7 protein-coding genes are annotated in these 10,674 nt (G+C 69.2%); 3 read left to right on the forward strand and 4 right to left on the reverse strand.

Going from position 1 to position 10,674, the window contains the following annotated elements:
• Both VD972_RS42420 and VD972_RS42425 read right to left on the reverse strand, forming a co-directional pair.
• Window positions 1-1,752 (reverse strand): PEP/pyruvate-binding domain-containing protein (locus tag VD972_RS42420; protein WP_324995274.1); only part of this gene is annotated, 1,752 nt, incomplete at its 3' end.
• Window positions 1,753-1,818: 66 nt separating this feature from the next.
• Window positions 1,819-3,501: a serine/threonine-protein kinase gene (locus VD972_RS42425; protein ID WP_324995278.1), complete on the reverse strand. Its 1,683-nt coding sequence runs from the start codon at window positions 3,499-3,501 to the stop codon at window positions 1,819-1,821.
• Between the two features lie 65 nt (window positions 3,502-3,566).
• Here VD972_RS42425 and VD972_RS42430 point away from each other — a divergent pair, with 65 nt between their 5' ends.
• Both VD972_RS42430 and VD972_RS42435 read left to right on the forward strand, forming a co-directional pair.
• Complete coding sequence (locus VD972_RS42430) at window positions 3,567-4,769, forward strand: PEGA domain-containing protein (RefSeq protein ID WP_324995280.1); 1,203 nt, start codon at window positions 3,567-3,569, stop codon at window positions 4,767-4,769.
• Window positions 4,766-5,410 carry a hypothetical protein gene (locus VD972_RS42435; protein ID WP_324995282.1) on the forward strand — a complete coding sequence of 215 codons (645 nt, stop codon included), beginning with the start codon at window positions 4,766-4,768 and terminating at the stop codon, window positions 5,408-5,410. Before VD972_RS42430 ends, VD972_RS42435 begins: the two co-directional genes overlap by 4 nt.
• A gap of 3 nt (window positions 5,411-5,413) precedes the next feature.
• Here VD972_RS42435 and VD972_RS42440 read toward each other — a convergent pair whose 3' ends face one another.
• On the reverse strand, window positions 5,414-6,742 hold the full coding sequence (locus VD972_RS42440; RefSeq protein WP_324995283.1) for a sigma 54-interacting transcriptional regulator: 1,329 nt from the start codon (window positions 6,740-6,742) through the stop codon (window positions 5,414-5,416).
• Window positions 6,743-6,935: 193 nt separating this feature from the next.
• Here VD972_RS42440 and VD972_RS42445 point away from each other — a divergent pair, with 193 nt between their 5' ends.
• On the forward strand, window positions 6,936-9,377 hold the full coding sequence (locus tag VD972_RS42445; RefSeq protein WP_324995285.1) for a YncE family protein: 2,442 nt from the start codon (window positions 6,936-6,938) through the stop codon (window positions 9,375-9,377).
• Between the two features lie 107 nt (window positions 9,378-9,484).
• On the opposite strand, the gene VD972_RS42450 is transcribed toward VD972_RS42445, so the two are convergent.
• On the reverse strand, window positions 9,485-10,674 hold a 1,190-nt coding region (locus tag VD972_RS42450; RefSeq protein WP_324995287.1), incomplete at its 5' end, for a DUF3616 domain-containing protein.

Raw genomic sequence — 10,674 nt, forward strand, 5'->3', positions numbered from 1 at the left:
GGTGGGGACCTCCTTGATGCCGCCCTGCGCGTCGAACACGAGCATCGTCGCGTCATCCGAGCGTGAAAGCACCCGGGCGCCCGGGTACTTGATGTCATAGAGCACCTGCTCGGGGACGGTGGTGCCGGACACGACGCTCAGCCCCAGCCCGCGCTTGGCGTTGATGGTGTAGGTATGGTTGTCGCGTGAATCGTAGAGGTTCTTCGTCACCAGCACGCCGGCCGCGGTGGCGTTGACGCCCACCTGCACCAGCACACCGGAGAACACCGAGCGCGGCTCGATGCCGAAACGCGTGCGCTCCTCCACCGCGTGGAAGTTCCAGAGCGAGGCCCAGACCCGCAGGATGGCCGCGCCCAGCGCCTCGCGCCCCACCACGTTCGGCACGGTGTCATACAGGCCGGCGCCGTTGAACCCCTTCAGGTCCTCGGCGTTCGTGGACGAACGCACGAAGACGCCCTTGCCACCCAGCTCTGCCTTCACCTGGGCCTCCACCTGATCGAGCAGCGTCGCGTCGATGGGGGCCCCGGTGATGCGTGCGCGGAAGGCCTCCAGGCGCTCCTTGCGCCACTTCGCGTCCTGCTGGAAGCGAGGCTCGGCGAGCATGGCCTCCTGCTCGGTGTCGAGCCCATGGCGCTTCAGGTGCTCTACGTAGAAGACGAACGGGATTCCGAACCCGTCGGGCACGTGGACGCCCTTGGGACGGGCCTGGAGGATTTCTCCGAGGTTCGAGGCCTTGGTGCCGAAGATGCGCGCATCCTGGGCTCGCATCCGCTTCAGCGGGCGGAGCTCACGAACGGTGAGGTCCGCGTCGGGCACGAGGACCTTCCGCGCGGCCTCCCGGGCCTTCTTCCAGGCGGTGAGCTCCTGCTCGGTGGCCGGGCGCAGCACGTGGCTCTGGTTGCGGACCTCCAGCCGGACGAACTGGCCATCCAGCGCGGCGTAGCGCGTGACGGCTTCCTTGAGCGTGGCGTTGGGGATGCCCCAGGCGCGGGCGCGCAGGTTCACGTGGGACAGCGGGGTGGAGAACCGCGTCGAGAGCACGCCCGCCACCGGCGGCAAGTCTGGATAGGACTCCTGCAGGACGACAATGTCGTCCGGGTCAAAGAAGAGCGACTCGTAGGGCGTGCCCGGAGGGACGATGCGCAGCCGGCCAAGGGCCTTGCCCAGGTTGAAGGCCCGGTAGTCGGCCTGCTTGTAGAGGGTGTCACTGGTGACGGTAGGGATGTCCTTCAGCTCCGCGAGCAGGGACTCCTGCGCCGTCGACTCCGGGCGGAAGGCCAGGTCCTGGACGAAGAACGACTTCAGCAACAGCTCGCGGGTGCGGCGCACGCCGGCGGGGCGGATCCGATCGCTCTCCCAGAAGCTGAAGGTCCACCGCTTCGCGCTTCGGTGGTGGGTGATGTAGCCGAGGATGTAGTCCGGCTTCTCCTCTCCGTAGTTCCGGAAGTACGCCGTCCGCTCCTCCGGCGTCATCGGGCGCCGCAGGATGAACTTGGAGACGAAGTCTTGGTGCAGCCGGTAGAGGTTGACGTCGAAGTAGTAGACGCGCTCCGACTTCAGGTCGATGAGGAACTTACTCACATCATCGGTCTCGATCGGGTGGGCGTAGGCGGAGAAGGTGGCCGCGTCGCGGATCTCCGAGATGACGGGAGGACGCGAGCGCGGGGCGCCACTCGCCGGCGCCAGCGCCACCAGGAGGACGAGGAGTCCGGCGGCACGAGCCCCTGGGCCCAACATGGAAGAGGAGGTCACGTGTGCTTGTCCAGGCATGGAAGGGTGGGAGTCCAGACTTCCATCTTGCCTCAACCGGCACCGTTCTCACTCCGCGGGTGACTCCTGCCTTGAAGTCACCTCCTCCGGCATGATCCAGCGAAGCGGTGACGCGGGCGTATGGAGCCGGGTGATCCGGATGCGCTCGGGGCCAACGCGGCGACCCTCGGGCGTCACGAGCTCCAAGACGTGCTCGCCCAACTGGAGCTCGAGGAGCTTGGGGGCGTGGCCTCGGCTCTTACCATCGATGAGGATCTCTGCCCGCAAGGCACCCGCTCCCCCAACTGCCAGGGTTCCCAAGTCAGCAGCGAGGGGCCGACTGGGCGTGCTGTCTCCGCTCTCCGGGCTCGGCAAGGAACGAGGCAGGCGCTTCGAGAGGTTCCCCTGCTCCGGACGGGCCGCGGGCGTTATGGGAGCCTCTGCCTGCAAGGGAGGAGGAGATTTGGCCACGATGGCCTCGGTCTTCCCTCCCGCGAGCGGCTCGGCGGGAGGGGCAGTCGCTGAGGAGGGTGGAGACACGGAGGGCTCGTCCCGCTGCGCGAGCCGCCAGGGCCTCAAGGCTCCCACGCCCCCCAGCAGGATGAGGACGAGCCCTGCCCACTGCCAGCGCCGAGAGTTCCAAGGAGCTACTGGCGGGACCTCAAGAGTCCCCTGAGGAGGCTCTCGCAGAACCTCAAGGGTTCCCTGAGGAACCTCCCGAGGCTCTGCGACAGGCTGGGAAGCAGAGACGCTCGTCACGTCTCTCAGGGGCCGAGGCACGACGCCTCCAAGGAGCTGCTCCACCTCCAGGAAAGGATGCGCCGCCCGGCCTGGGACTGTCCGAGGAGTGGACTCCGCCCTCGAGCGAACCTGGGCCATCCACTCACTCAACAGAGAGCGCGCGTCGCGGTCGATGCGTGCCGCCAAAGCCTTGCCGCTGGCCGCGGCGAACTCCGCAGCACTCTGGAACCGCTGGTGCCTGGCCCGGCGGACCGCTCGCGCGATGATGTCCCGCACATCCGCCGGAAGCGTCTCGGACAGCTCCAGCTCCTTGCCCGCAAGCAGGTCCGCCATCCGGTCCTCGCCCGCCAGCGGGCTGTGCCCCGTCAGCAGCGCATGGAGCACACACCCGAGCGCGAAGAGATCGGAGCGGCCATCCAGCTCACCGCGGGTGACCTGCTCGGGTGACATGTAGGCCGGCTTGCCTTTGGTCAGCCCGGCGCGCGTCCGCTCCTGGCGATCCCGGGCCAGGGCGATTCCGAAGTCGGCCAGCTTCACGTCGCCCCTCCAGGAGACGAGAATGTTCGAGGGGCTCACGTCTCGGTGGACGATCCCCAGTGGCTTCCCCGCCGGATCACGCGCCTCATGGGCATACTGGAGCGCATGAGCCACCTCGGTGCAGAGATGGAGCGCCAGCGCGACAGGGAAGGGTTCACCGGCGTCGGCTCCGCGCTCACGGAGACGCTCGGCGTCCACTCCGTCCACATATTCGAGGACCTGGTAGGGCAGCCCCTCCACCACCCCATAGTCGAGGATGGAGAGGATGTTGGCGTGGTGGAGCTGGCTGGCGATCCGCGCCTCATCGAGGAACATCCGCGCTTGGGCGGGATCCTGATCATGCTCGGCAAGCAGCCGCTTGATGGCCACCCGGCGGACGAAGCCTCCCTCGCCACTGGCCGTCGCCTCCCACACCTCTCCCATCCCGCCCCGAGCGATCTGACGGATCAACCGATAGCGGCCCGCCCACTCCAAGCTTCCACTCCAACCGAGGGAGGTTCGTGTTGAGCAACAGCAGTCCTTCACTATATCCCCCGGCAGTGAGTCACCATCCCACCCGGCTCCTTCCCTCCACCGGGAGTCCCGCTTCGCTGGCGAGGCTCCTCTCGCTGCTGCTGGGGCTGCTGGCCGGCACCGCTTCAGGCACAGAGCCTGTGGGCTCCCTTCCCACGGTCACGATCCTCGTCATGGGGGCACCTGAGGCTCAACCGGCGGTCCAGGCCCTGGTGGAGGAGCGGCGCACCCGGCTCCCGGTGACGCTGCGACTCGCGGCTCTCCCCTCCCCCACCGGGGAGACGGGGAACGGGCGGGAGCTCCTGGGACTCGAGCGGCAGCTGCAGGAGGCCCGGCGGCACTACATCGATGCGGAGTTCGCCTCCTGTCTCCAGTCCCTCGGTCACGAGGGCGTGCTCCCCGAGACGTTGAGCGCAGGGCACCGGCAGCTCGTCGCCCGGCTGCTGCTCTGGCGAGTGGCGTGCCATGTGGGAATGGGGCAAGAGAAGGCGGCGCATGCGGTGGCCGAAGAGCTGGGCATCCTGGGGCTCGAGATCCCAGCGGACGTCGGTGTGCTGCCTCCCGAGGTGGGGCGCATGATGGTGCGGGGCGCCGAAGCGGGAGCGGCTCGGGCGCGGACCATGCTCCGCATCACCTCTGACTTCGGCCCCGCCCGTGTCTCGTTGGATGGGCGCTCCGGTGTCTGCCTTGCCCCGTGCTCACTCGAGGCCCGGGAGGGCCGGCACGTGATTCGCGTCGACGCGGAAGGCAGACAGCCCGCGGTCCAGATCATCGCCGCGCGGGGCCCGGAGCTGGAGGTGGCCTTCACCACCCTGCCGGCGACGCCCGAGCTGGCCGCCAGCCAATGGACAGCCCACTACGCCGGCTCCTCCGCGGCCTTGGACTCCACCGGATCGCTGAGCCTGCTCGCCAGCGCGCTGCGCGCCCCTCGGCTCGTGCTGCTGAACGCAGAGCCAGAGCAGGAGGGCTATCGGCTGCGGGGAACCTTCACGCTCGATGGACGGGTGGCAGCCCGGACGGAGCGCCGGACGGCGCCCAAGGCCCTCGAGGAGACGGTGGAAGGCGTGCTGCGCGACCTGCTCATCCAGGGACGCATCGTGGAGCCCGCGCCGGCCCTCTACCAGCGCCGTGACTTCTGGATCGCCGTGGGCGTGGTGGCCGTCGTCGCTGGCGCCAGCACCGCGGCCCTCCTCTGGAAACAACCCGTCCGCACGGAGGTGGGGTTTTGAGACGACTCGTTCTGGGGGCCCTGGCCCTGGCCCTGCTCGCTGGCTGCCACGAGGTCCGGCAGGTGCGCCTGACCTTCGGCGAGGAGGGAGAGGGGCTGGATGGCTTCCTGTGCCGCGAGGACGATGGCTCCTACCTGCTCACGGGGGCGGTTCCTCCGGGCGGTGGGCCCGTTCCCGCCTCGCTCGTCATCGACTTCGTCCGGCTGGGAGGGCTACCGGGGTGCCGCTCGGGGCAGCTCATCCGGTGGTGCACGGATCATGACTGCGCCGTGATGCCGGAGCACCGGGTCTGCCTCCCCGCCCCGCTGCCGGACATCACGGGCCTGCCCCGAGCCGAGGCGCGAGAGCAGATCCGCGAGGCGCTGCGCAGCCTCTCCGGCGCCACCGTTGCCAGCAAGGCCCCGGAGGAGTTCATCATCGTCCGCATCACCGCCACGCTCCAGACCTGCGACGCGCTGGCGGCCAGCCCCACCACAGTCGAGCCGCTGAAGGAGGAGGAGCTGGTGGGGTGCGCCTACAGCTGCCCGGCGCTGCTCGACGCCATCGAGGGCGATGTCTACCTGGGCTTCGACACCCTCACCGAGCAGTGCGCCCAGGGCGTGCGCGTCTGCGCCTCGGGTGATCTGCGCTGGAGGCCCTGAGGCTCACCGCAGGTGGTGCCGGTGCAGCAGATCAATGAGGTAGGACCGGTCCATCTGCGCCAGCCTGGCGGCCATGGAGACATTGTTGCCCGCGCGTTCCATCAAGGCCTTGAGGAATCGGGCCTCGAAGTCCTCGAGCAGCTGCTGACGGGCCTCGCGGTAGCTGTGCTCCAGTGGCAGCGGGACGGAGGCGACGGGAGGCACCGGCGGGTGTGCCGCGCCAGGCACCCCCACCACCTGCTCCAGGGAAGGCGGCTCGCCCATGGCGAGGATGGCCTCGACGTAGTTGCGCAGCTCCCGCACGTTACCGGGCCAGCGGTGGGCCTGCAGGGTGGCCATCAACAGCGGCGGCACCAGCGCTTCCATGGGCCCGGCGTACCCCACCTCATGGAGGAAGTGCTCCACCAAGGGGGGGATGTCATCGGCGCGCTGCCGGAGCGGAGGGACCTCCAGCCGCACCACGGCGAGCCGGTAGTAGAGGTCCAGGCGGAAGGTGTTGGCGTTGACCTCGGCGCGCAGGTCCTGGTGGGTGGCGGACACCACGCGCACGTCCACGGAGAGCTCCTCGGTTCCGCCGAGCCGGCAGAAGCGCCTGCGCTCCAGCACGCCCAGCAGCGCCGTCTGGAGTCCGGAGGACAGCTCTCCCATCTCGTCCAGGAAGAGCGTGCCGCCCTGGGCCCGCTCGAAGACGCCGATGTGTCGGCGATCCGCGCCGGTGAACGCGCCGCGCTCGTGGCCGAAGAGCTCGCTGGCGACGAGCCCAGGTGAGATGACGCCACAGTCCAGCGTCACGAAGGGCTTCTGCGCGCGGGGACTCTGATCATGGAGGGCCCGGGCAATGAGCTCCTTGCCGGTGCCGGACTCGCCCTGGAGCAGCACCGAGGCGTCCGTCTGGGCCAGGCGGAGGATCTGGGCCATCAGCCGCCGCATGGGCGCGCTCTGGCCCCGCAGCGGGCCCAGCGCCCCGGACTCATGAAGGGACAGCGTGCGCGTGGGCCCATCGCCCACACGGAGAGAGGTCCGCCCCAGCGTGAGGAGGCTGCCCGGAGCGACCGTGCCCCGCTCGAGGAGGGCGGGCCCCACCGCCGTGCCATTGGTGGAGCCGAGGTCCGTCACCGCCACCCGATCGCCCCGTCGGGAGAGCTCCAGGTGGTACCGGGAGACGGTGGGATCCGTCAGGCGCAGATCGTTGCTCTCCGCCGTCCCCACCGTCACCGTCTCGCCTTCCGCGGTGTAGGACTTGCCCTGATCCGGGCCTCCCACCACTTCGATGGACAAGGTGCGGATGGGGAGCCCTGCCGGGCGCTCCCGGAGCGTCGTTCCGCTGGACATGGGCGACGAATGTAGCACGGGGTGGGTTGTCGGCTGTCACCCCCGAGGTGTTGGCAGCTCCCTACAGGCAACACCCGACACCGGAGCCTCCAGAGCCGTGCTTTTCCTGCGCTGCGGGCTCGGTACGCGGCTTGCCTCGGCAGCGGCTGCCGCCGGCCACCTTTCCCCCGGCTGGCTCTCTGGGAGAACCGACATGAAGAGGAGACTGCTCTGGCCCGCGCTGCTCGCGGTAGGCGGGCTGTTGACTGGGTGTCCGGATGACGGGCCACCCGATGATCCGCCCGATGCGGGCCCGGAGATAAAAGCCATCCTCTCGCGGCCGAGCCGCTCCACCGCCATCGACATCACCGAGGATGACAGCCGCGTCGCCGCGGTGAACCCCGACACCGGCTCGATGACGCTCATCACCACGGCGACGAAGGCGCGGTTTGCCGTCGTCAACTTCGAGGCGACGAGCATGCCGTCCTCCGTGGCCTTCCACCCGGACGGCAAGACGGCCTTCGTCACGCTGCGCAAGAAGCAGACGCTCGCGAAGGTGAACGCCACGGACACGCTCAGCCCCCAGGTTGCGAGCGAGGTGGCCGTCGGCTCGGAGCCTACCGGTGTGGCCCTGTCCCCGACGGGCAAGTACGCCGTGGTGGCCAACTTTGGAGAGACCACCGTGTTCATCGTGAACACGGAGACGATGCAGGTGGAGTCCAAGGTAGATGTGGGCGGCAACCCCCGTGCGTTGACGATCAGCAACGACGGAGACATGGACGACGCGGACGAGCGGGCCTACGTCACCCTCTTCTACGGGGACCCGATCTCCGAGGCCTCGGATGACGGGCGTCGAGGCAAGGTGGTGGAGCTCGAGTTCGTCGGGAACGCCCGGGTCGGCCGCACCTTCGCGCTGGCCCCGCTCGACACCGGCATCGGCGTGCCCCAGGCGGGGGGGGGCTCCGGGCCGCCGGTGCAGTGCTCGCCCAACCAGCTCTTCGGCATCGTCCTCAACACCAACAGGCTCTACGTGACTCACGCGTGCGCCTCACCCAAGGGGCCGGTGAATGCGGTGACGAACCTCTTCGCGGGCGTGTCGGTGATCGACCTGGCGTCCGGCACGGAGGATCGCGGCGTCACGGGCAGCGTGGCCCTGGCGAACCTCATCAACACGCAGGGCAACAACAACGCGGCCAGCTCCCTGCTCGGGGTGCCCATCGCCATGGACTTCGTCCGCACCGCGCGGGTCGGGTACGTCCTCTCCCAGTCGGGGGACGTGGTGCAGCGCGTCGTCTACAACCCGGATGACACCGGCCAGCCCATCCGCCTCGGGCTCGGGACGGGCTTTGCGCAGATCAACCTGCGCGGCGACAGCGTCACCAAGGTTCCCATCGGCATCGTGGTGGCGCACACGCAGCAGGTCGCCTACGTGAACAACTGGGTGGACCGCAGCGTGTCCGTGCTGGACCTCAACGCGCAGGCGGTGAGCGGCACTCCCATCCCCACCGCGGACAAGCCAGCCGCGGGCTCGGCCGAGGCGCGCGTGCTCAACGGCAAGAAGTTCTTCTTCACCGGCACCGGCCGCTGGGCGCTCCAGGCGGTGAACTCCTGCGGCAGCTGCCACCCGGATGGCCTGAGCGACAACCTCACGTGGGTGTTCGCCGCCGGTCCGCGGCAGTCCACCCCGCTCGACGGCACCTTCGCCAAGAAGGATCCCACCGACCAGCGCGTGCTGAACTGGACGGCCATCTTCGACGAGATGCACGACTTCGAGCTCAACACCCGCGGCACCGCGGGGGGCAAGGGCGCCATCACGACGAAGGACGCGGCAGACCCCACCAAGGATGACCTGCGCATCGATCTGGCTGCGGGCCTCACGCTGCCTGGACACACAGCCCTCACCCGCAACGACTTCCTGTCGGGCTCCACCAAGGAGGTGGTGAGGACGGTCGCGAAGCTGGCGGACTGGGACGAGCTCGAGGACTACACGAAGACCATCCCGGCCAACCGCGCGCCCAGCAACCTGGACGCGGCGGCGGTGGCGCGAGGCCGTGCCGTCTTCGAGCAGGCCAACTGCCACATGTGCCATGGCGGCGCCAAGTGGACGGTCAGCCGCCTGGGGTACACGCCCTCGCCCGAGAAGAACGGCACGGCGACGGCGACAGGCATCACCACCCCCACGGGCCTGCGCACGGAGGCCTTCAGCCTGAGGCTCCCTGCGCCGCTCACGGGTACCAACAACGAGAGCGTGAAGGTCGACATTGAGCGCCTCGCGGGCAGCGTCAACGTGGGCCCCGAGCGCATCGCCTGCGCCGTGCGCGCCGTGGGCACGTTCGACGTGGCCAGCCCGCTGGAGAAGAAGGCGGACAACACCCAGGCACAAGGGGCGAAGGGCTTCAACCCGCCGTCACTGCTGGGCATGGCCACCTCGGCGCCGTACCTGCACCATGGCGAGGCGAAGACGCTGCTCGACCTCTTCGCTCCCAAGTATGCCGCGCACCACCAGGCGGCCGCGGCGAACTTCCTCGTGGGCCTGCCGGGCTCGGCGGAGGATGTGGCGAAGAGGGCCGATCTGGTGGCCTTCCTGCTCTCGATTGACGACTCGACGCCGACGTTCGCGATTCCCGCTGGCGCTGACATCTGCGCGGGCTACTGAGCCGCGCCCTCGGGGTGAGCGCCTCGCTCCTGTCCCACCTTCCGGAGAGCTGCCGGCGGGTGGGCGTGAGCGAGGCCCCGCGCCCTATATAAGGAGGGGGAGCCCGATTACGAGGTGAGCCGGAACACGTCCGCGAAGACGCCGCAGGGGCCGTAGCGGCGCTGAGGCGCGGGATCGTCATAGACGACGAGCACGCTGTCGGACTCGTCGAAGTAGTTGAAGTTGGCCACGCCCTCCGCATGGTCGAGCGCGCCGGCCTGGGGGATGTCGAAGAGCGGCTCGAGCACCCCTTTCTTCGTGTCGATGACGCTGTCGCCCTCGAGGTCGAGGAAGTTCCTCACCCGGAAGAGGCGGATGGGAGCCTCCACGGGCAGGGTGGGGCCCGCGAGCACGAGCAGGTCCTTCCCCTGCACGCACAGCTCGCGGATGCCGAGCCCGTCCAGGTGGAGGAAGTGCTTGGCGAAGCGGCTCCCCTTCTTCCCGAGCCGGGGCTCGAGGTGGCCGTTGCCCACGTCCTTCAGGCGCATGTCCAGGAGCGCCGCATAGCCGCGCAGCACGGGTCCGCGCAGGCCGAGGAACACCCGGTCCGTGTCCGCGACCACCAGCCCCTCGATGTCCAGGCCGTTGTCCTTGCTCGGGATGGCGAGCACCCCTGTGCCCTTTCCCGGGGGCCGCGCGAGGAAGGGACCAAAGTGGGGATCCCGGCGCAGCAGCTCCATCAAGAGGTTCTCCCCTGGGAGCACCTCTCCTCCGTTTCCCTTCTTCGCCTTGCCTCCAGCCTGGGCCGCCTTGCCACGTCCCTCCTTCTCGGCAGGCTTCACGCGGGCCGCCACGCGGGAGCCCTTCTTCGAGCCGTCCGTCTTCAGCTCCGCGGCGAGCTCGCCGTTCACGAAGGGGATGCGGGCGAAGACGAAGCGCTGAGGCGCGTGCTCCACGGTGGCCAGGCGCTCCAGATCCTTCTCGATGGCCTGCCCCTTGGGCTTCTTGCGCTTCGCACTGTGGCTGCCCACGAGCCAGAGGTAGCCGGAGTGCGCATCCAGCGCCTCGATGTCGATCTCCGCGTCCTTGTCCACGGCGCCGATGAAGTCCCCCACGTGGAAGCGCTTGTGCTGGCCGTAGATGCGCGGCTCGGCGGGCGTGAGGCGCTCGATCATCCCCGCCTCGTCCGCCGCCACCCAGAGCTTCCCGTCGGGGCCATGCACCGCGGCCGAGAGATCCTCGGGAACATCGGCTGCGTTCGAGTCGAACTGCAGTAGCAGGCGCCCCAGGAGCTGGCCCGGTTGCATGTGCTTCTCCC

It is taken from the genome of Hyalangium sp. (genome assembly GCF_035629615.1).
Classification (GTDB): domain Bacteria; phylum Myxococcota; class Myxococcia; order Myxococcales; family Myxococcaceae; genus Hyalangium.